The organism is Bartonella sp. AP57NXGY (assembly GCF_042195805.1).
Taxonomy (GTDB): Bacteria; Pseudomonadota; Alphaproteobacteria; order Rhizobiales; family Rhizobiaceae; genus Bartonella.
This window is the reverse complement of sequence record NZ_JBHIOZ010000349.1, coordinates 1-1,067: the sequence shown is the minus strand read 5'-3', so window position 1 is coordinate 1,067 and position 1,067 is coordinate 1. Positions and strand designations below refer to the sequence as shown.

The window sequence follows — 1,067 nt, the reverse complement described above, 5'->3', positions numbered from 1 at the left end:
GGTGTTGTAACAGATAAACCGCATACCGATGTTGGTTCTGCCTTTAAAGGACTTGATGACAATATCAAGAATGTGAATGCTCGCATTAAGGAAGTCTCAGAAGGAGTTGCACAAGATTCTTTATCTTGGAGCGATGCTGACAAAGCTTTTGTTGCCCAGCATGGGGAAGGTGATGACAGAAAGGCAAGTAAAATCACATCGCTTGCTGTAGGAGATATTACGAAAGAATCGATGGATGCCGTAAATGGTTCTCAACTTTATTCACTGGGCGATAAGGTTGCAAAATATTTTTCTGATGACGCTGAATATAAGGATGGGGAATTGAAAGTTCCTGATTTTAAGCTCAAAATTATCAATGATGATGGCACTGAAGCTGAATCAAGCTATAAGAATGTATCAGATGCATTTTCAGGTGTGGGTAAACTTTTCACAAAGGTTCAAACTGCGATCAGCGATGTAATCAGTAATTTGCTTGTTACGAAAAATGAAGATGTTATCAACATTGGTAAAGGAGTAGAAGGTAGTGAAATCAATATCGCAAACAAGGGTGGTAAGGATCGAACTCTTTCTGGTGTAAAGGCAGCAGAAAAAGCCAATGAAGCTGTGAACAAAGAACAATTTGATAAAGGTTTGAAGGATCTTTCTGATACCCTTCTGTCGGATAGTTCTTCTGTTGTTCTTTACGATAAAACAACAGATAATCAAACTGATTATACAAATGTAACTTTTGGGAAAGGGAAGGATGCTACACCTGTTGCGCTCCATAATGTAGCCGCCGGATCGATTGCGGAAAACTCAACGGATGTTATCAATGGAGGACAAGTTCACATTCTTTCAATGGATATAGCAAAATTGTTGGGTGGAGATGCTGAATTTAAGGATGGTGCTTTTAAAGGGCCAACTTATAATTTATCTAGTATTGATAAAGGTGGTGAAGTAACAGATAAACCGCATACCGATGTTGGTTCTGCCTTTAAAGGGCTTGATGAGAATATCAAGAATGTGAACGCTCGCATTAAGGAGGTCTCAGAGGGAGTTGCACAAGATTCTTTATCTTGGAGCGATGG

Annotated in this window: 1 pseudogene; it reads left to right on the top strand. The window is 39.4% G+C overall.

Going from position 1 to position 1,067, the window contains the following annotated elements:
- Positions 1 to 1,067: pseudogene (locus ACFIL8_RS10805) on the top strand (hypothetical protein); the annotation flags it as partial.